This window comes from Paenibacillus sp. 2RAB27 (assembly GCF_052115445.1).
Lineage (GTDB): Bacteria > Bacillota > Bacilli > Paenibacillales > NBRC-103111 > Paenibacillus_E.
Genome location: NZ_JBFRGR010000006.1, coordinates 164,984 through 184,710, shown reverse-complemented (window position 1 = coordinate 184,710; position 19,727 = coordinate 164,984). Strand labels below are relative to the sequence as shown.

The following is a 19,727-nucleotide window of genomic DNA, read 5'->3' as shown; positions in this document are numbered from 1 at the left end:
CAAATCTTGTAAGGCAAGGGAGTGGGACGTGAATGAGAGAGATAAGAAACAAAGGTAAGCTTACAGTTGCACTAAGTATGGCTTTGATGTTAGTAGCGGCCGGCTGTGCGAAGACAGAATCTACCACCTCTACGACGACTGCACCTGTGGCTTCAACATCTGGCGATACCGTACCAGTGGGAATTCTTCACTCACTAACAGGTACAATGTCCATCAGTGAGGTATCTGTTCGAGATGCTGAGCTCATGGCGATTGATGAAATTAATGCAGCTGGGGGACTATTGGGCAAAAAGATTAAACCCGTGATCGAAGATGGGGCATCGGATTGGCCAACTTTTGCAGAGAAGACAAAGAAGCTCCTGCAAAAAGACAGCGTAGTAACAATTTTCGGTTGTTGGACATCAGCTAGCCGTAAAGCCGTACTACCGGTTGTCGAGCAAAACAAAGGATTACTTTGGTACCCGGTACAGTATGAAGGCGTAGAATCCTCACCTAACATCTTCTACGTCGGCGCAACAACGAACCAACAAATCATCCCCGCAGTCACATGGCTCCTGCAAAACAAAGGCAAGAAATTTTTCCTCCTTGGTTCCGACTACGTCTTCCCAAGAACAGCCAACAAAATTATTAAAGAGCAGTTGAAAGCGGATGGCGGAACACTGGTTGCTGAAGAATACACACCGCTTGGACACACAGACTACAATACAATCATTAGTAAGATTAAAAAGGAAAAACCAGACGTTGTCTTCAACACATTGAACGGCGATAGCAACGTTGCTTTCTTCAAGCAGCTGAAAGATGCTGGAATTTCGGCAAAAGATTTAACAACCATGTCCGTGAGTATTGCCGAAGAAGAAGTGCGTGGTATCGGTGCTTCCGTTCTCGACGGTCACTACACAGCATGGAACTACTATCAAACAACAGATACACCTGAAAACAAAAAATTCGTTGATGCTTACAAAGCCAAATACGGTAAGGACCGCGTAACAGATGATCCAATTGAAGCTGGGTACACAGCTGTGTATCTGTGGGCTGAAGCTGTGAAGAAAGCAGGTTCCTTTGACGTAGAGAAAGTAAAAGCAGCAGCCAAAGGAATCGAGTGGAATTCACCTGAAGGTAAAGTCACCATTGATGGTGAGAATCAACATATTTACAAAACAGCACGTATCGGTCAAATTACAGCTGATGGCCAAATCAAAGAAATTTGGAATTCCGGCAAAGCACTCAAACCGGATCCATTCCTCAAAACATACCCTTGGGGCGCAGAAGTAACGAAATAATACTTACAAGTTGGTACTCAGAAACCAGGACTGCCTAACCGCAGTCCTGGATTTCATCATTTTACTCCCGCATCTGAGAAAGGAGAGGTCGCCATGAGTTTGCTACTGCTTCAAATATTTAACGGACTCAGCTTAAGCTCCATTCTGCTTTTGATCGCAATCGGTCTCGCCATTACCTTTGGTCTCATGAACGTTATGAATATGGCGCATGGCGAATTTATTATGATCGGTGCTTATATGGCTTACCTCGTACAGAAATGGTTTCAATCGTATATGCCCGCTTCTGCATTCGGCTGGTATTTCGTCGTTTCACTCGGCGTTGCCTTTGTCGTTGCTTTCGCCATAGGCTGGCTGCTCGAAGTTGTGCTCATTCGCTTCATGTACGGCAGACCGTTGGATAGCCTACTCGCTACCTGGGGCGTCTCCCTTGCCTTACAGCAAATTGCGCGATCCATCTTTGGCGCTCCCAACGTCGCTGTGAAAGCACCACAATGGCTAGAAGGCGGATGGCACGTAACGGCAGACTTAATTCTTCCATATAAGAGACTCTTTATCATTGGGCTTGTGGCATTATGCATCTTGATTATCTATCTCTATCTCTATCACTCTGCTGGCGGAAGACGAATGAGAGCGGTTATGCAAAATCGCCAAATGGCTTCGTGTTTAGGAATATCTACGCGTAGAGTTGATGCCCAATCCTTCGCTTTTGGCTCCGCTATGGCAGGTATCGCCGGTTGTGCCCTATCCTTACTTGGACCGATCGGGCCCACAATTGGGACCTATTATATTGTAGATGCCTTCATGGTCGTCGTACTTGGCGGAATCGGCAAGCTAATCGGCACCGTAGCTGGTGCATTAGGAATCGGGGTATTCAATACGGCTTTGGAATATACAACCAGCGCTACACTCGGTAAAGTACTTGTGTTTACACTGATCATCGCCTTCCTACAATGGAAACCAATGGGACTTGTAACGATGCGTTCGAGATCCTTAGATTGAAGAAAGGATGTGACTACTATCTATGCTTTTTGCCAAACAATCTAAGCTCAAACTAACCATCTATGGGATCTGTCTACTACTCATCGCGCTTGCCCCCCTATTCTTGTCTGACTTTCGTTTATCCTTACTCGGCAAATTCCTGGCTTATGCCATTATCGCGATCGGAATTGATTTAATCTGGGGATATACAGGCATCTTGAGCCTTGGTCATGGCGTATATTTCGGTCTCGGCGCTTATTGTATGGCTATGCACCTGAAGCTGGCTTCCACGCCAAATCAATTGCCTGATTTCATGTCCTGGAGTGGTGTCAAAAGCTTGCCGTGGTTCTGGATGCCGTTCCACAGTGCCGCGGCCGCATTCCTATTGGCGCTCATTGTACCGATGATCGTCGCCTTCATCCTTGGTTATTTTACGTTTCGCAATCGGATTAAAGGTGCATTCTTCTCGATTTTATCCCAAGCTTTAGTCATCATTACGGTGACACTCTTCGTTGGGCAGCAAGGGTATACGGGCGGGACGAATGGTTTGACGAATTTCACGACCTTTCTTGGTCTGAATCTACAGTTGCAATCAACCAAGCTGCTGTTTTTCTATCTCACCTTAGCTGTCGTACTACTCGTGCTGATCCTTAGCACTATGCTCGTGACTAGCCGACTCGGCAATATTCTTACTGCCATTCGTGATGGTGAGAATCGGGTGCGCTTCATTGGCTATAATCCCGTAACGTATAAGGTATTCATCTACTGCCTCTCCGCGGGGTTAGCTGGGCTTGCTGGCGTACTCTTCGTACTTCAAGAAGGGATCATCTCCCCTGCGCAAATGGGCATCGTGCCATCTATTGAAATGGTGCTATGGGTAGCCATTGGCGGTCGATCAACGATTGGCGGCGCTGTTCTTGGAGCATTAGTTACGAATACAGCTAAAACAACCTTTAGCGAAGCCTATCCGGCTTGGTGGCCCATCATGCTCGGCGCCATGTTCATCGTCGTGGTCCTTTTACTGCCGAAGGGAATCGTCGGCACATTGACCCACTTTTTCTCCAATTGGAAAAGAAACAGAAATCAGCATCCGAAGAAGCAGATCTCTACATCGCAAGAAGTCATAGAAACTTAACCGCGCTTATGCAAATCGGAAAGKGGAACATTTCAATGCTAGGACAATTAGCGAAACAACAACCGACAACTGACGAGACAATCCTGAGCGTCAAGGGACTTGAGGTGAACTTCGACGGTTTCAAAGCCTTGCGAAATCTAGATTTCTCGTTAAAACAAGGTGAACTCCGCTTCCTTATCGGGCCTAATGGTGCGGGCAAAACAACACTCCTTGATGTCATTTGCGGCAAAGTAAAGCCTTCGCAAGGCCACGTCTTATTCAAGGATTCGATTGATCTCACCAAGCACCAAGAGCACCAAATTGCCCAACTAGGGATTGGACGCAAATTCCAGGCGCCTACCGTTTTCTCGACATTGACAGTGTTTGAAAATTTGGCACTATCCATGAAGCAGCAGCGCGGCCTTCTCAGCGCGCTTTGGGCCAAAACCACAAGTGAACAAAGAGAACGACTTCACCTCAGGCTTGAAATGATCGGTCTGCAAAGTAAAGCCAAAGAACATGCGGGTTCCCTCTCCCATGGGGAGAAGCAGTGGCTTGAAATCGGGATGCTTCTCATGCAAGAGCCTGATCTCTTGCTGCTCGACGAGCCTGCCGCTGGCATGACAGATAGTGAAACAGAGAAGACGGGTGAACTGCTCCATGAAATTGCAGCCAATCAAACTATTATCGTCGTTGAGCACGACATGGCTTTCGTACGCCAATTCGCTAGAATGGTAACGGTTCTCCATGAAGGAACTGTCCTGCGCGAAGGCACCATGCAAGAGATTCAGAATGACGATAAAGTGGCGGAAGTCTACCTCGGAAGGAGAGTTGAACGCGGTGCTTAAACTACAAGGTATAGAGTCCGGCTATGGCGAAAGTATGGTCATCCGTAACGTCAACCTCGAAGTAAGACCCGGTCAGATCGTTTGTCTAATGGGGCGCAATGGGGTTGGAAAATCAACTTTAATGAAGAGTATTATGGGACTCATTAAGCCCCGATCGGGTTCCATTCAGTACTCGGATACAGACATCACTTCATCTTCACCAGACCGCCGTGCCAAGTCAGGCATTGGTTATGTACCACAGGGCAGGGAAATATTTCCCCAGCTATCGGTAGAGGAGAATCTTTTATTAGGCTTAGAAGCCTCATTCGATCGTCGCAAGAAATTACCCGATACGATCTTCGATACGTTTCCTGTACTTCGACAAATGCTCCATCGCAAAGGAGGGGACCTCAGTGGCGGCCAGCAGCAGCAATTAGCTATCGCACGGGCATTGGCTCCTGGACCTAAACTGCTGCTCCTAGATGAACCTATGGAGGGGATACAGCCATCTATCGTCATGGAGATTGAGGCCATTATTGAAACGATTAAGCGCAATCGAGAAATTGCCGTTCTATTGGTAGAGCAAAGTTTAGAGTTTGCTACTAGCATCGCTGATTACTACTATGTACTTGACCGCGGCACCATTGCTGCCGAAGGGAAAGCAGAGCATCTGAGCGAAGATCTCGTCCGGAAGCATTTGACCGTATGATCGTTCCCCTTCTTCTCCCCCTAACGGAATGAAGCTGACTCACTTGACCTAAGATTGAAGGTTCAAGTAAACATCAGCTTCTTTTCTCTGTTTACAAATAAGTTAAAACTGGACGTCACAAAATGGATAGGATAACATGTCTTATAGATAGGATCGATTATTGCGGGAAGGCATATCGAGCACCTAACCTTTTAAAGGAAAAGGAGGGGAACCTGTATGTCCAAAATTTTAATCATCGAAGACGATTTAAGTATCGGTGAAATGATGTCCATTTACTTATACGAAGATGGCTATGAAGTGAAACGAGCAGAGAACGGCCGACAAGGCAAGGTCTTATTCCGGGATTTTCAACCAGATATGATTATTCTTGATCTTATGTTACCTGATATGGATGGGATTCAGCTGTGTACAACAATTCGTCAGACCTCATCCATACCGATCTTGATGGTATCGGCCAAGAACGAAGTTTCGGATCGTGTGAAGGGCCTTCAAACAGGTGCAGATGACTATTTATGCAAACCATTTTCGATGAGAGAGCTATCGGCCAGAATACAAGCCTTATTTCGACGTTCCAACGCCTATCCTTCACAAGTCCCATCGCCATCTGACGTGATTGATCCCCTAGGGATCCACTTGGATTTGGAAAAGCGCTGCCTATATGTTAGTGGCAGAAGTATTGAGACAACCTTCTCCGAATACGAAATTATGAAGCTTTTCTGGCAAAATCAAGGCAGGGTTTACAGTCGAGAAGAGCTGTTAAATCGTGTTCGCGGCTTTGATTCCCAGGTAACTGAGCGTGCAATCGATGTACATATCGCCAACCTTCGCAAAAAAATCGAGGATGATCCTAAAGAACCCAAGCACGTCAAGACGGTGTGGGGTGTCGGTTATAAATTTCTACTTTGATAAAGCTCCTTCGGGAGCTTTTTTGTTTTGTAAAATGCCCACAAATTCGTCACCAAATAGGCAGAAGCACAATATGATGATTATGGAAAATGACCTTTTCGATCGTTCAAACACATTATATGAAGAAGCTTTCGTATGGAAAGCTCAAGGAGGAAATTATACTCATGTTGAATAACCCTTACAAAATAGGTAATCAAGCAATGCCGCAAATGCAATATGGCAATCCGTATCCAGCGTACCCCGTTCCAACTGCAATTACGAATAAAGTTGTTCCCCAAACACCAGCCGGGTCTGTCCTCACTCCACCAGGAAGTGGTTTACAAACAGGCGTTAATGTACCGGGACTTCCAGCACTTGAAGAATCGTATATCGAAAATATTCTGCGTTTGAACCTTGGTAAAATGGCAACCATCTATATGACATACGAAAACAACTCCGAGTGGAACGCCAAAATTTTCAAAGGAAGATTAGAAGCCGCAGGAAGAGATCATATCATTATCAGTGATCCTGTTACTGGCATGCGTTTCCTATTACTTATGGTGAATTTAGATTACATTACATTTGATGAAGAACTCAATTACACCTACCCCTTCCGGGGCGGAGCTTTCTCCAGATAATAGCTGATTCGCATACGAAAGCCGTTGCTCGCTTAGAGCAGCGGTTTTTTCGTTTTAAGAATACGTAGCTGGCGAGAAATGCCACATGTGCAGTTTGGGGATGCCGCCKTTGATCCATTGCTCCCAGTCGCCATGCTGCCCATCACGCAATCGTTCAACGTTCAATCGTTCCTCCTTCATGCTCAGGTATTCCTCATACGTCACATCATGCCAAATTTCTACATAAAGTCCTTCTTGATCGGTCCCCTCCAATAGCTCCAAACGCCCTTCCCGTCGCTGGATTCCTTGCATATAGATGTGAAAAGAAGCTCGAAATTCTGATTTTATGGCATACTCTACAAAAACTTTAGACATTTTTAGATCTCCTTCTGATTTATTTTTTGCTCTAAAATGGTAAACTAAGAGCAAGATGTAATTTGTCCCTTCAGCTCAGAGACAGAACAAACCGTGTGTACAGAACACTTAGGAGGATAACCAGTTGGATACAGGCACTCATCTCGTCATTGGCTTAGGATTAGCAGGGCTCTCGCAAATCGACCCGAGCATTTCCGCAAATACAGCAGCAACAACTGCTGTTTTCATTGGAACCGTCGTTGGCTCGCAGATTCCCGATATTGATGGACTGCTCCGTTTCAAGGGCAATGCCCTCTATATTCGCAATCATCGCGGTCGCTCACATTCGTTGCCTGCCCTCCCCTTATGGACGTTGTTGATTACTGGTGCACTTGCACCATTTTTCCATGGCATATCCTTCCTGCATCTCGCTATGTGGATCGGGATCGCGGTTTGCGTTCATGTGTTCACCGACTGTTTCAATACGTATGGTACACAAGCCATTCGACCTTTTTCGGAAAAATGGGTGTCGTGGAACATCATTCACATCTTCGATCCGTTCATATTCACGAGTCACATTGCCGCGATCTTCATGTGGTCCTTCCATCTAGCGAAGCCGCAGCTGATTTTCCCTACCTTATACGGCTTACTTGCGCTGTATTACATTTGGCGGACTCTGGATCACGCTATTATTGAAAAAGGGCTCTATCGCAAAGATGCTACTTATCAGCCCGGTGATAAATATACCCTTATTGTAACATTCAACCTCTATGTCTGGAATATTGTGAAAGAGTGCACAGACGGAACCTACCAATTAGGCGAACTCAAAAATGGCAAGCTGAAATGGCTGGACACCATCACCTGCTCTGACCACCCGGCCGTCGAGGTTTCCAAGCAGCATGAGGACATTCAAGCGCTGCTCTATTTCTCCTCTTTCACTTGTGCTGAGGTCAAAGAACATCGGTGGGGCTATGAAGTGAGGTGGGCGGATGTCCGCTACCGCCATCGCAAGCAATTCCCATTCGTCGGTGTTATTCGGATGGACCGCAATTTCCAAACACTTGATTCTTATGTAGGCTGGGTGAACGATACGAAGCTTGAGAAGAAGTTTAAAGTTGACCTTTATTGAGAATGGGGCCCTTGCATGGTTGCAGGGGTTCTTCTTATTCGTAGCTTCGCATACCCACACGCAACAAAAGCCCAGGAGCTATTTAGGCTCCTAGGCTTTATTATTACATAGTTCGGGAATGCTAGTACGGAGTCTAGTATCTAATTAACGGAAATTAGAACCAGATTGCCCCGCGAGCGTTTGCTCAGCGATTTGTACCAAGCGGCGAGTAATCGCACCACCAATGGAACCTGTATCACGAGTTGCCATGTTGCCATAGTAACCGTCTTGAGGGATTTGAATGCCCAGCTCTTGAGCTACCTCATATTTCAATTGATCTAAAGCTTGATTTGCTTGTGGAACTACCAGTTGATTGCTGCTACGATTTTGTGCCATCAGGATCGAACTCCTTTCAGTCAGCTATAATCTTTGATGTATTTGCAAGCTTGCAAAGATAGTATGTGGAGGAAATGAATTTATATGCACAGCGCTCAAAAAAGTTTAATATAAGAAGATGTCATGAACTTCAAGAAAGTAGGTCGCCTAGATGAGTAAACCACTTGCTCTCCTATTCGCAGTTGTTGGTACGCTGCTGCTCGCTTGTATTTCCCTATTCATTGCTCTACGCGAGCCGTGGATGGTGCTCCTCTTCTCCCTCATTTCGTTAGGATTTATCGGATACGGCTTCGTTACGAAAGCCAAAATGCGTCGTCGGAAAAATACACCTTCCGAATGAAAAAAAAGCTCAAATCCCCAGTCATTGGGATTTGAGCTTTTTGTTTGTGTAGAGATGCGCTTAGCGAACAATAAAGCCCATCCGTTTCTTTACTTCAAGCAGCGTTTGATTCGCCACCTCGGCAGCTTCGTCCGCACCCTTTTTCAAAATGTCAAAAATGGCTCCAGAACTGCGAATCTCACGATAGCGCTGTTGGATAGGCTCCAGAACAGCAACGATATGTTCGGCCAGTTCCTTTTTGAAAGGACCATAACCTTGCCCTTCATATCGAGCCTCAATCTCCGCTAAACTCATCTCCGCAAAGTGTGAGTAAATCGACATCAAATTACTAACCTCAGGTTTATTCTGAGGATCATACGTCACTTCGCGCCCAGAATCCGTAACAGCACGACTAAGTTTCTTACGAATGACATCTGGCTCGTCGAGCATCGCGATGTAACTGCCGGCATTTGGACTGCTCTTGCTCATCTTCTTGGAAGCATCATCGAGCGACATAATACGGGCGCCTACCTCAGGCATATAGGGCTGTGGCATTGTGAACATATCGCCGAAACGGTTATTAAATCGATTAGCCAAATCACGCGTCAGCTCCAAATGCTGTTTCTGATCGTCTCCAACTGGAATAAGATCTGCGTTATATAACAAGATGTCAGCCGCCATCAGAGACGGATACGTGAATAGTCCTGCACCGACAGATTCTTTACCTTCAGACTTATCTTTAAATTGTGTCATGCGCTCAAGCTCGCCCATGTGCGTCAGCGTCGTCATAATCCAGCCTAGCTCTGCATGTGCGTGAACATGGGACTGTAAGAAGACAGAAGCCTTATTCGGATCAAGACCCGAAGCAATGTATAACGAAGCGATGGACTCCGTTTGTTCCCGAAGCGCTGCTGGCTCTTGCGGCACTGTGATCGCATGCATATCGACCACCATGAAATAACAGCGATGAAGTTCTTGCAGCTTCACAAAGTTGCGAAGTGCCCCAATATAATTGCCAATCGTCAGCTGACCGCTGGATTGCATACCAGATAATACACGTTTCATTCCAAATACCTCCAATGATTTTCACTATTTCTCATTCGTATCGCTAAAAAAGACAACAAAAAAGCCTCCCTCCGCAAGGGACGAGAGACCGTGGTACCACCCTAATTTGTCTACCTACTTATAACCGAAGTTATGTGCATGTAAACCTTCAGGCTCTGATAACGGAGAGCTACCGTTTAGCATAGTTAACTGTGGTTTTAATCCGGCCTAGGTTCCGGTGATTCTACACAGTGTTCAGCTTCAAGCTCAAGGATCCATTCGGTCTGCTTGTTTCACCGGTTCGCACCAACCACCGGCTCTCTGAGAAACGGGAGACAAACGTACTTGTTCCTATCATCGCAATTGATTTMCTATTATTATACACGCTTAAGTAGCAATGTCAATCAAGGACATTGTCCTAGATAGCCCAGCATGTACATAGGATAGTTACATACCAATTCCTTCGGCAAAGGGGTGTTACTGCATTGTCCTCAACTCTATACCGCTGGAGCCTTCCCGTCTCCTCGGTGATATGCGTGTTTCTCTTGTTTCTGATTGTAACAACAAGACAACTCCCCCCAATGGGGATGGTCATGGAACCGATCAGCCATGTCTTTATGGCTTTTATGGACATCTTCTTAGATGCCCTTCCGTTCATGATTCTCGGCGTCCTGTTATCTACGATCGTTGAAAACTTTATTCCTGAGGGTGTCATCCAAAGATTGACCCCCAAACACCCCCTCGGTGGTGTGTTATTCGCCTGCGTGCTGGGAATTATGTTCCCCCTCTGTGAGTGCGGCATGATTCCTTTCGTACGCAGGTTGATGCGTAAAGGCATGCCCGTCTACATCGCTGTTATTTTCATTCTAGTGGGGCCTATCCTTAATCCCATCGTCTTCGCTTCCACTTGGATGGCTTTCCGCGGTAACCCTGCTATGGCCTATTCACGTATGGGGCTCACCTTTGGCGTCGCGCTGGTCATTGGCTTCCTGCTCACGCGTTTCCTTAAAAGCAACCCTTTGAGGCATCCAATTGAGCCTGCAGCAAGCCTGACACATCAACATAATCATGCACATGGAAAAGAACACATTGAGCAGCATGATCATCACCACAGCCACGATCACGCTCACAAGCACGACCATAGTCATACTCATGATCATAGTCACAATCATCACGATCATGGTCATGACCATCATGGCCACAACCACGCCCATGGTGGCAGCCAGCTCATGACCATGGTCAGCCATGGATCCTCCGAGCTGTTCGAGATGAGCAAGTACTTGATGCTGGGCGCGCTTCTGACGGCGCTGATACAGACATTCGTGGCACAGGATAGCCTGAGCGCCATCGGCCAGGGAGCCTTCATCTCTCACGTGTTCATGATGGGCTTCGCTTACCTGCTCTCCTTGTGCTCAACGACAGACGCCTTCGTCGCAGTCTCCTTCGCCAAATCATTCTCACCTGGCTCCTTGCTTGCCTTCTTAGTATTCGGGCCCATGATCGACGTGAAGAGTACACTCATGATGCTTTCGATCTTCAAGGCGCGATTTGTATTGACGCTATCTATTGTTGTTGCGATAACAGTTTTGGGCGGTTCTCTTCTGTTTATGCATTTTTTTCTGGCTTGAATTCCCTACACTCTTGATTCGTCTATATATTTGTAACACTTCATCAAGGTTCTTCATGACAGCTAAATCTATGGCCACTATCCCTTTCGCTCAGGTTGTCGGTTCAATGAAGGCTGAACTGAGCTTAGGGGATAGTGATGACAGCATTCTCGCATCCAATAGTTGAACAAAAAGCCCTACCCGACACAAGTCGGATAAGGCTTTTATCTTGTAAAGAATTAGATTTTTAAAATAGCGCCAGCACTCGCGTTCGTTACCATTTTCGTATAACGCGCTAGGTAACCAGAAGTAATCTTCTGTTGGAATCCTGCCCATGACTCACGACGTTTGGCAAACTCTTCATCGCTGATTTGTAATTCAATTTTGCGTCCATCCATGTCGACGTCGATGATGTCGCCATCATGTACGAAAGCGAGTGGTCCACCTTCGGCAGCTTCAGGTGACATATGACCAAGCGAGATACCGCGGGATGCGCCGGAGAAACGTCCGTCGGTAATCAAGGCTACTTTCGCGCCAAGACCCATACCTACGATTTGGGATGTTGGTGCCAACATTTCTGGCATACCAGGTCCACCTTTTGGCCCTTCATAACGAATGACAACAACGTGTCCTTCTTTTACTTTACCATTTGCGATACCGTACAAAGCTTCGTCTTGGGAGTCGAAACAGATCGCTGGGCCTACGTGACGTCCGCCAACAGACTTATCAACAGCACCAACTTTTACGATACTGCCTTCTGGTGCCAAGTTACCGAATAGAACAGCTAGACCACCGCGCTCACTGTGCGGGTTCGTAAGTGGACGAATGACATCAAAGTTCTGAATTTCACGTCCAGCCACGTTCTCGCGAAGTGTTTGTGCCGTAACGGATAGACAGTCACCGTTGAAAGCACCTGGTTTTTTGAGCAACTCATTGATTACCGCACTCACACCGCCTGCCAAATGCACATCTTCGATGTGGTAATCAGAAGCTGGAGCGATTTTCGCAAGGTGAGGCACGCGCTCTGCTACTTCGTTAATACGAGCGATCGGATACTCGATACCCGCTTCAGCCGCGATAGCCAAAGTGTGTAGAACCGTGTTCGTGGATCCACCCATCGCCATATCCAAAGCAAATGCGTTATCAATCGCATCAATCGTTACAATATCACGCGGCTTGATATCTTTCTCGATCAGAACCATCAATTGCTTCGCGCAATCTTTAACGAATTGCTTACGCTCTTCCGCAACAGCAAGAATGGTTCCGTTACCTGGCATTGCAAGTCCAAGACCTTCAGCTAGACAGTTCATGGAGTTCGCTGTGAACATACCGGAGCATGATCCACATGTTGGACAACCGTATTGTTCCAACTCTTCCAGACCCGCTTCATCCAATTTACCCGCTTGGAAAGCACCAACGCCTTCAAATACGGAAGAAAGGGAAATGGATTTACCGTTTTTATCTTTACCAGCTTTCATCGGTCCACCGCTTACTAACATCGTTGGAATGTTAACGCGAAGAGCACCCATGATCATACCAGGTGTAATTTTATCACAGTTAGGAATACAAACCATGCCATCAAACCAGTGTGCATTTACTACTGTTTCCAAGGAATCGGCAATAATCTCACGGCTTGGCAAGGAATAACGCATCCCGATATGACCCATTGCAATTCCATCGTCAACACCGATCGTGTTAAACTCGAAAGGAACCCCGCCTGCTTCGCGAATCGCTTCTTTCACAAGCTTACCGAATTCTTGCAAATGCACATGTCCAGGAATAATGTCTATATAAGAGTTACAAACCGCAATAAACGGCTTGCCGAAATCTTCCTCTTTAACGCCAGCTGCACGTAGCAAGCTACGGTGTGGAGCACGGTCGAAACCTTTTTTAATCATGTCACTGCGCTGTTTTGGATGTGCCATTCTTTATTCCTCCTAGAATTCATATCTGTTATGAAAACAATGAAACTATCATACCACACTTCTCGCAATATTTCTCCCTTTAGTGTGATAACGCATCAAAGTAAAAGCAAACCAACTTATTCACGAATTAGGACGTCACATTCATTCGACTTACTTCCTGCCGAAATCCGCCTTGATCTCGCCCCATTTTTTCGTGTCCCACTTGACGATCTTATTGGTATACGTATTCGTATGCAGCCATTTCAACGCGCGATCCACCAAAGTCCATATTTCCGCGGTAGATGCATCTCGCACTAAATTAGTAGATACTTCCTTCTTCCGAATCCAACTTAACGCTGTAACCGAATCAGTATAAATGGTTTGTTTACTTCCTTTTTTCTGCAGGTAAGCCAGTCCATGTACAATGGCAAGAAACTCCCCCAGATTATTCGTGCCCTTCGAAATCGGTCCTTGATAGAATATGATTTCACCAGTCCGCGTATCCACGCCTTTGTACTCCACAATCCCTGGATTTCCGGAACAGCCAACGTCCACTGAAATACTGTCATAATCCACCTCAGGCGCTGACTCAGGAGTCGCCGTTTTTTTACCAACGGCCGAACCACCAGTCCCTTTTGCAGCAAAATTCAGTGACTTCTGCCATCCTTTCTCAAGTGCTTGACGCGCTTCACCTTCAGTCTCATAAGACTTGAACTTCGCTTGTGGATAGCCATTCGTTTGGGCTTGGCATTCCGCCCATGAACGATATACACCTGGCTTGTGTCCAACCCAAACCACATAATATTTCGATGCAGCCATATTATTCACTCCGTAATGTTAGTTGTAATTGCTCTACCAGCTCTTCGACGACCTTCACCGTATTCTGAAAATAAGGACGGTAATCCAAATCTGCAACAAATCGCAAATAGGTTTCCCCGATGTTTACAACTTGTTCGCGATATTCGCGAATCGGGATGACATGCGTCTCCAGTTCGCGATATGTACCGTTCGTTCGCTCTTCCACAGAAGAGAGTTCAAGCTGTTCCTCGGGCAAATGCCGAACAACGAAAGAGAAACCTCTGCACTCTGGGTCGCCGCATCCGCATACGAAGAACGGCATCCGTTCCCACTGATCGGCAGGGGCAAAGCGGTTCGGTGCTGTATCATGCAGCGCACTATATAACAAAGCAGGAAGACCAACATCAATGCATAAAGGTTCTTCTATAATAAGACTATCATCCACAGACATATGAACATCCGCTTGAATAATTTGTAAATCTTTATCTAAGGACCAGCCCTTAATCACTAGTTCAAACATGCTTTCTCCCCGCCTTCCCGACGTCCATTTTTCCATTATACCAAAGTCGAATCATTCCTGCTTTTACGCTTTTATAAAAAGGATTAATTTCCCAAAAAAAGTATGAGTAATATTTACAAAACTGTTCATACTACCTATTACTGGAGGTGATATCAGATGGCTACAGGACAATCTCGCAGCAGTAACAACAATAGTAACAGTAACTCCCTACTAGTTCCACAAGCATCATCAGCCCTAGACCAATTGAAGTATGAAGTTGCACAAGAATTGGGCATCCAAATTCCTCAAGATGGCTACTATGGTTACATGACGTCTTATGACACAGGATCTATCGGGGGCAGCATCACTCGTCGTCTCGTTCAAATTGCTGAGCAACAACTTGCTGGTGCAAGCAACAATTTCAGCAGATAATTTAACGAACCAAAATACTTAAGCAACAAAAGGGCCTTCATCCKGGTAGATACTCGGAGAAAGCCCTTTTTTTCAACCTATTTAATGTCGTAGATTTTGTACAAATCATCCAACATAATGTTTGCTGATCGAACGCCGCCGCCTGTATTCCAAGTTGCATCGTTTACTTTGACAATTTTATTTTCTTTCACCACTTTTAAATTTTTCCAAAGCGGATCATTCATCCACTCTTGCTCTTGTTTATTGCCTTTGCCATCACCAATTTCATACGTAAAGTAGAATACGCGATCAGCATTATCCAGCTCAGTTAAACGTTCTTTGGTAATATCTTCGAAGGACTTCTCATCACTCTTAGCATCCGAACGAGCAAAGCCTAGTTGTTTGAAAACAACCCCAGAGAACATATCACCATAGTAATATCTCGATTTACCACCCATAAATCGGACAACAGCCACTTTTTCTTTCAGCTTGTCGCCTGCTTTGGATTTGAAATCTTCAATACGTTTATCGTAATCCCCGATTACTTTGGCGCCTTCGGCTTTCTTATTCAATGCATCTGCATACAGACTGAAGTTATTTTTCCATTCTCCACGCAGTGTTTCTGCGAAAACAGTTGGCGCAATAGCTTTCAATTGCTCGTATACTTTCTCTTGGCGAAGCTTATTTCCAATAATTAAATCGGGTTTCAGTGAAGCTATGACTTCCAGGTTCGGCTGTCCTTCTACACCTACTGTTGTAACACCTTGCATGTCCGCTTTGAAATGGTCAAACCAAGGATTACCATAGAAGGATTCAACAGCTCCAACCGGCTTAATTCCTAAAGCAAGTAAAGCTTCTGTTCCTTCATTCGTTAAAATGACAACACGTTTAGGGTTGGCAGGTACGGCTGTTTCTCCCATAGCGTGCTTAATTGTGCGAGTAGCATCCGATTTCGCTGATTCTTGCGGAGCCGCTGAGGCAGACGACTTCGTTTCTGCTTTCTCTCCACATGCGGTTACGATCATACTAAAAACAAAGAGACATGCAACAAGAGCCCACGCTCTTCCAAACGTGCGGCGTTTTTGATTAAACATACGAATTGTGTTCCCCCTAGTTGTACTTTTTTATGATAACGATTCTCACTACTGTGCACATAATACTAGAAATGGACCTGATTTGTCAACAATTTTGATAATGATTCTCATATTCATTGACTTCAAATACCGTTGACTTTAGAATATATGAAGCAAGAAAGGTAGGAAGGAAGAGGGTACCCACCGTGCATACACCAACAACAGAACGTCTCTCTCATATTTATAAAAGTATCGGGTTACTAGCAGCCGTTTGTGTTCTACTTGTACTCATACTTAGCAGTGTCCGATTTGGCCTCAAAACGTATTCTTGGGATCAAATCATGACTTCCTTTGATCCTTCTGACAAACCAACGAATGAATCGATAATTATTCAAACTGTGCGAATTCCTAGAGCTTTAATTGCCGCACTCGTTGGTGGCAGTTTGGCCGTTGCTGGTGCACTTATGCAAGCAATGACTCGAAATCCACTCGCTTCGCCGAGTATATTCGGAATTAATTCTGGGGCTGCTTTTGCTATTGTTGTAGCTGTAAGCTTTTTCAACATATCCAGCCTAACGCAATTTACGTGGGTTGCTTTTTTTGGCGCTGCCGTGAGTGCTACATTGGTCTACGGGCTTGGATCGCTAGGACGCGACGGCTTGACACCCATGAAGATCACACTTGCAGGCGCTGCGATGACGGCTTTTTTCGCTTCACTCACACAAGGAATATTGCTGGGTAATGGCAAAGCCTTCGAACAAGTACTCTACTGGCTTGTAGGATCTGTCGAAGGGCGTACGATGGCTATGCTGCAATCCGTGTATCCGTATATGCTGCTCGCTTGGATCGGGGCTATTCTGCTATCCCCCCACATCAATATCTTATCCATGGGTGATGATATTGCCAAAGGATTAGGACAACAAACCGTGTACATCAAACTAATTACTGCACTCATTATAATAATTCTTGCTGGCGGATCTGTTGCTGTTGCAGGCCCAATTGTGTTCGTCGGCCTCATGATACCTCATATTGTCCGCTTCCTTGTCGGGATTGACTACCGATGGGTCATTCCTTATTGCGCTGTGCTAGGCGGTATTCTGTTGGTAAGCGCGGATATCGGAGCGCGGTTTATTATTATGCCGAAGGAAGTTCATGTCGGTGTAATGACCGCTATCCTTGGCGTTCCTTTCTTTATCTACATAGCGCGTAAAGGGGGACTCCTGAAATGAGTACTTCTAAGCGAGATATTACGATTCGAAGCAAAAGTTACTCTTTTTTAATAAGCAAAAAAGCCATTGTCGTCACGCTATCTCTATTCCTAGCGGTTATCCTCATGATGATTATAAGCACAGGCGTCGGCAGTATTACGATTAAACCGGTGAATGTCATAAAGGCCGTATTCGGCTATGGAACAGATTCAAGTATGATGATCGTTCGCTCATTGCGTTTGCCTCGTGTCATCGTAGCTGTTCTAATCGGCGCATCTTTAGGTGTAGCAGGCGCAATTCTACAAGGGATCGTGCGCAACCCGCTCACTTCACCAGATACGATTGGAACAACAGGCGGTGCAACGCTTGGCGCTGTATCTTTCTTCTTCTTTTTCTCAGATAAACTCAGCATTCATTGGCTGCCGGTCGCAGCTATTCTAGGCGCATTCCTTGCAACCTTGCTGGTATACTTCTTTTCTTGGAAAAATGGCATTACGCCGCTGCGACTCGTCCTCATTGGGACAGGGCTCACAGCTGCAATGAGTGCAGTATCCTATCTCATGATGCTAACGGGCCCTATCGTACTCGCTCAGCAATCACTAACTTTTATGACGGGCAGTATCTATGGCGTATCTTGGGCCAAAGCGGTTTACCCCTTGCTCCCCTGGGTCGCTGTGCTGATACCCGTTATCTTCTTCTACGCGCGGCACATTACCATCCAGTCCCTAGGTGAAGATATTGCACAGAGTGTTGGAAGCCATGTACAGCGTCAACGTTTTCTGTTAATTATGCTGAGTGTTGCCCTGGCTGGAGCTGCTGTCGCCTTTGGCGGTGCGATAAGCTTCATTGGGCTCATGGCTCCGCACATTTCACGTAAACTTGTCGGTCCTAGCTTCGGCTCCTTGATTCCTGTCTCTGCGTTCACTGGCGCTCTGCTATTGCTGATCGCAGACTTATGTGGTCGTTTCCTGTTCAAGCCACTCGATATCCCAGCAGGTGTATTTACAGCAGCCATTGGCGCACCTATTTTCATCTACGTCCTATATCGCAGTAGGAATCGGGGATAACCCCCATGTCTACGAAAAGGAGAACGAGCTTATGACAACCTCAGACCAAGCACTCGAAGCCCAATCGCTTCAATTGACATATGGCGATACAACGATTTTCCAAAGTTTAAATGTACAAATCCCTAAGGGCAAAATAACCGTATTTATCGGCAGTAACGGCTGTGGAAAATCCACACTATTACGCTCACTTGCTCGACTTATGAAACCAACTTCAGGTAGCATTCTATTAGACGGGAATGAGATCGCGAAGCTCTCGACCAAAGAGATCGCACGACGAATGGCGATCTTGCCCCAAGGGCCAACTGCTCCAGAAGGCCTCACCGTTAGACAACTTGTTAAACAAGGGCGCTATCCATATCAGAGTTGGCTGCAGCAATGGAGTCAAGAGGATGAAAACAAGGTTATGAAGGCACTCGATCTTACCGATATGCTAGAAGTTGCCGATCGCACCGTGGATTCGCTCTCTGGCGGACAACGCCAGCGCGCATGGATCGCGATGACTTTAGCGCAAGACACGCCTACATTACTCCTAGATGAACCAACCACCTATCTCGATCTTACCCATCAGATTGAAGTGTTGGACTTATTATTTGACCTGAACGAGAGAGAACAGCGCACAATTGTCATGGTTCTGCATGACATTAATCTAGCTTGTCGTTACGCGCATCACATTGTCAGCATCAAGAAAGGCTCTATATATGCGGAAGGGAAGCCAGAGGACATCGTCAATGCATCTTTGTTGCGTGAAGTGTTTGGGATGGATTGTCAGGTAACAACTGACCCGATCTTCGGAACTCCAATGTGTATTCCCTATGGCAAGGGCCGTATACTGTTAGCGAAAGAACCCCAATCACAATTGTGATCGGGGTTCTTCTTTCACCTAATAGAAATGGGTATAAGTGCTAAATCGTACGTGCGAATGTGGCCATATTATAATTGCTTTCGAACATGATGCTAATTGAAATAACATTCTTTCTTACCGTAAAGTCAAACATAATTTCCCCATGCGTCCAGCTCTTCTTCCGCTTAAGTGACTCGATCGCCATTTGACGAAATGTTTGGAATTGTATTTCTGTTAACCCTGCACTAACAACTGCAGGCAGTACACCCTCTGAGCTTTCAAACGGCAAATGTTTAATACCAAATTTGCCAATCTCATTGTTGCGAATATGAACAAACACTGTGCCTGAGTTCACATGAGAAAGCTCATCTTTAATCTTACGAAATACCATATCGATTTGTCTCGCGAGTGTAAACTGTTCCAATTTTATAATACTCCTCCTTAAATTTCGTATATTTACTAATTATGTTAATTATGCGACTGTAGACCTATTATACCCAGACAATTTACATAATTCAACAGTTTATTTCCAATATTTGAATAATTAACTATATTCTTTATATTCACTTAATGTAATTTCCAAATTTCTTGTAAATACCGAACGATTGGTGTCGAAAAACTGTAGAATGTTTCCAAGTTCGGTGATATAATTTTCAAATGCACCTATTATTTTTCTCCATAAGTAAAC

General features: G+C 45.6%; 22 protein-coding genes and 1 other annotated feature. Of the genes, 14 read left to right on the top strand and 8 right to left on the bottom strand.

The annotated features are described in order from the left end of the window. Window positions 1-32: 32 nt before the first annotated feature. The 7 genes from urtA to gerQ all read left to right on the top strand — a co-directional run bounded on the left by urtA (window position 33) and on the right by gerQ (window position 6,431). Window positions 33-1,280: an urea ABC transporter substrate-binding protein gene (gene urtA, locus AB4114_RS11695; protein ID WP_246302581.1), complete on the top strand. Its 1,248-nt coding sequence runs from the start codon at window positions 33-35 to the stop codon at window positions 1,278-1,280. A gap of 93 nt (window positions 1,281-1,373) precedes the next feature. After that, the gene (urtB, locus tag AB4114_RS11690) at window positions 1,374-2,279 is read left to right on the top strand and encodes an urea ABC transporter permease subunit UrtB (RefSeq protein WP_056613419.1); all 906 of its coding nucleotides are present in this window, start codon (window positions 1,374-1,376) and stop codon (window positions 2,277-2,279) included. Between the two features lie 22 nt (window positions 2,280-2,301). Then, a complete protein-coding gene (gene urtC, locus AB4114_RS11685) occupies window positions 2,302-3,393 on the top strand; it encodes an urea ABC transporter permease subunit UrtC (RefSeq protein ID WP_441988616.1) in 1,092 nt (363 codons plus the stop codon). A 35-nt stretch (window positions 3,394-3,428) separates the two neighbouring features. After that, the gene (gene urtD, locus AB4114_RS11680) at window positions 3,429-4,220 is read left to right on the top strand and encodes an urea ABC transporter ATP-binding protein UrtD (RefSeq protein ID WP_441988615.1); all 792 of its coding nucleotides are present in this window, start codon (window positions 3,429-3,431) and stop codon (window positions 4,218-4,220) included. After that, window positions 4,213-4,908: an urea ABC transporter ATP-binding subunit UrtE gene (urtE, locus tag AB4114_RS11675; RefSeq protein WP_441988614.1), complete on the top strand. Its 696-nt coding sequence runs from the start codon at window positions 4,213-4,215 to the stop codon at window positions 4,906-4,908. Before urtD ends, urtE begins: the two co-directional genes overlap by 8 nt. Window positions 4,909-5,124: 216 nt before the next feature. Next, complete coding sequence (locus AB4114_RS11670; protein WP_441988613.1) at window positions 5,125-5,814, top strand: response regulator transcription factor; 690 nt, start codon at window positions 5,125-5,127, stop codon at window positions 5,812-5,814. Window positions 5,815-5,978: 164 nt separating this feature from the next. Continuing rightward, entirely contained in the window at window positions 5,979-6,431 is a 453-nt protein-coding gene (gene gerQ / locus AB4114_RS11665) for a spore coat protein GerQ (protein ID WP_441988612.1), read from the top strand. Between the two features lie 54 nt (window positions 6,432-6,485). Here gerQ and AB4114_RS11660 read toward each other — a convergent pair whose 3' ends face one another. Next, complete coding sequence (locus AB4114_RS11660) at window positions 6,486-6,785, bottom strand: hypothetical protein (RefSeq protein WP_441988611.1); 300 nt, start codon at window positions 6,783-6,785, stop codon at window positions 6,486-6,488. Window positions 6,786-6,909: 124 nt separating this feature from the next. On the opposite strand from AB4114_RS11660, the gene AB4114_RS11655 reads away from it, so the two are divergent. Continuing rightward, window positions 6,910-7,893 (top strand): metal-dependent hydrolase, encoded by a 984-nt coding sequence (locus tag AB4114_RS11655; RefSeq protein WP_441988610.1) that lies wholly within the window; start codon window positions 6,910-6,912, stop codon window positions 7,891-7,893. 144 nt (window positions 7,894-8,037) lie between these two features. Here the strand turns inward: AB4114_RS11655 and AB4114_RS11650 are convergent, their stop codons facing one another. Further along, window positions 8,038-8,268, bottom strand: coding sequence for an alpha/beta-type small acid-soluble spore protein (locus AB4114_RS11650; RefSeq protein WP_236288880.1), 231 nt, complete (start codon window positions 8,266-8,268; stop codon window positions 8,038-8,040). Window positions 8,269-8,419: 151 nt separating this feature from the next. Between AB4114_RS11650 and AB4114_RS11645 the strand changes: the two genes are divergently transcribed. Beyond that, window positions 8,420-8,608 (top strand): DUF5325 family protein, encoded by a 189-nt coding sequence (locus AB4114_RS11645; RefSeq protein ID WP_082595379.1) that lies wholly within the window; start codon window positions 8,420-8,422, stop codon window positions 8,606-8,608. A gap of 60 nt (window positions 8,609-8,668) precedes the next feature. Here AB4114_RS11645 and trpS read toward each other — a convergent pair whose 3' ends face one another. Continuing rightward, window positions 8,669-9,652: a tryptophan--tRNA ligase gene (trpS, locus tag AB4114_RS11640; RefSeq protein WP_441988609.1), complete on the bottom strand. Its 984-nt coding sequence runs from the start codon at window positions 9,650-9,652 to the stop codon at window positions 8,669-8,671. 73 nt (window positions 9,653-9,725) lie between these two features. After that, window positions 9,726-9,998: a binding site (T-box leader), on the bottom strand. 226 nt (window positions 9,999-10,224) lie between these two features. Here trpS and AB4114_RS11635 point away from each other — a divergent pair. Then, entirely contained in the window at window positions 10,225-11,259 is a 1,035-nt protein-coding gene (locus AB4114_RS11635; protein ID WP_441988608.1) for a permease, read from the top strand. Window positions 11,260-11,477: 218 nt separating this feature from the next. On the opposite strand, the gene ilvD is transcribed toward AB4114_RS11635, so the two are convergent. The 3 genes from ilvD to AB4114_RS11620 all read right to left on the bottom strand — a co-directional run bounded on the left by ilvD (window position 11,478) and on the right by AB4114_RS11620 (window position 14,460). Beyond that, window positions 11,478-13,163 (bottom strand): dihydroxy-acid dehydratase, encoded by a 1,686-nt coding sequence (gene ilvD / locus AB4114_RS11630; protein WP_068668162.1) that lies wholly within the window; start codon window positions 13,161-13,163, stop codon window positions 11,478-11,480. A gap of 150 nt (window positions 13,164-13,313) precedes the next feature. Next, window positions 13,314-13,961: a ribonuclease H gene (rnhA, locus tag AB4114_RS11625; protein ID WP_441988607.1), complete on the bottom strand. Its 648-nt coding sequence runs from the start codon at window positions 13,959-13,961 to the stop codon at window positions 13,314-13,316. A 1-nt stretch (window position 13,962) separates the two neighbouring features. After that, window positions 13,963-14,460 (bottom strand): hypothetical protein, encoded by a 498-nt coding sequence (locus tag AB4114_RS11620; protein WP_441988606.1) that lies wholly within the window; start codon window positions 14,458-14,460, stop codon window positions 13,963-13,965. A 156-nt stretch (window positions 14,461-14,616) separates the two neighbouring features. Here AB4114_RS11620 and AB4114_RS11615 point away from each other — a divergent pair, with 156 nt between their 5' ends. Beyond that, window positions 14,617-14,871 (top strand): small, acid-soluble spore protein, alpha/beta type, encoded by a 255-nt coding sequence (locus AB4114_RS11615; RefSeq protein WP_441988605.1) that lies wholly within the window; start codon window positions 14,617-14,619, stop codon window positions 14,869-14,871. A gap of 77 nt (window positions 14,872-14,948) precedes the next feature. On the opposite strand, the gene AB4114_RS11610 is transcribed toward AB4114_RS11615, so the two are convergent. After that, entirely contained in the window at window positions 14,949-15,944 is a 996-nt protein-coding gene (locus AB4114_RS11610) for an ABC transporter substrate-binding protein (protein ID WP_441988604.1), read from the bottom strand. Window positions 15,945-16,129: 185 nt separating this feature from the next. Between AB4114_RS11610 and AB4114_RS11605 the strand changes: the two genes are divergently transcribed. From AB4114_RS11605 to AB4114_RS11595, 3 genes are read left to right on the top strand one after another with little or no spacing between them, the layout of a single operon-like run. Next, window positions 16,130-17,152: a FecCD family ABC transporter permease gene (locus tag AB4114_RS11605; RefSeq protein WP_441988603.1), complete on the top strand. Its 1,023-nt coding sequence runs from the start codon at window positions 16,130-16,132 to the stop codon at window positions 17,150-17,152. After that, window positions 17,149-18,198: a FecCD family ABC transporter permease gene (locus tag AB4114_RS11600; RefSeq protein WP_441988602.1), complete on the top strand. Its 1,050-nt coding sequence runs from the start codon at window positions 17,149-17,151 to the stop codon at window positions 18,196-18,198. Before AB4114_RS11605 ends, AB4114_RS11600 begins: the two co-directional genes overlap by 4 nt. 31 nt (window positions 18,199-18,229) lie before the next feature. After that, window positions 18,230-19,060: an ABC transporter ATP-binding protein gene (locus AB4114_RS11595; protein WP_441988601.1), complete on the top strand. Its 831-nt coding sequence runs from the start codon at window positions 18,230-18,232 to the stop codon at window positions 19,058-19,060. A gap of 40 nt (window positions 19,061-19,100) precedes the next feature. Here the strand turns inward: AB4114_RS11595 and AB4114_RS11590 are convergent, their stop codons facing one another. After that, on the bottom strand, window positions 19,101-19,463 hold the full coding sequence (locus tag AB4114_RS11590; RefSeq protein ID WP_441988600.1) for an O-methyltransferase: 363 nt from the start codon (window positions 19,461-19,463) through the stop codon (window positions 19,101-19,103). Window positions 19,464-19,727: the final 264 nt, after the last annotated feature.